Origin of the sequence: Stenotrophomonas sp. SrG (assembly GCF_050031795.1) — a bacterium.
GTDB lineage: Bacteria > Pseudomonadota > Gammaproteobacteria > Xanthomonadales > Xanthomonadaceae > Stenotrophomonas > Stenotrophomonas rhizophila_A.
In genome coordinates, this window is record NZ_JBNBBE010000601.1 from 1 (window position 1) to 251 (window position 251).

1 pseudogene is annotated in these 251 nt (G+C 71.7%); it reads right to left on the reverse strand.

Annotated features, from left to right (window positions below):
* Positions 1–251 (reverse strand): annotated as a pseudogene (locus ACQG3P_RS21000) (hypothetical protein); the annotation flags it as partial.

Below are 251 nucleotides of genomic sequence, written 5' to 3' on the forward strand. Positions count from 1 at the left end.
TCGTAGGAGCCCATCAGCTGGGCCTTGCTGGCGACCTTCTCGCCCTGATCCGTCTCCAGCGCCGTGCCGACCTTGCCGAACACCTCGTCCTTGCTGCCCGGGACGGTGAAACAGGCATTGTTGGCGGCCGGCGCCTGGGACGAGGCCGGCTTGGAGGCCTGCGAGGCCAGCACCGGCACCTGCGCGGCCGGGCTGTCGCCCGGGGCGTTCAGGTCCGGCGGGATTTCCAGCGGGCGCACTTCCGGCGCCAG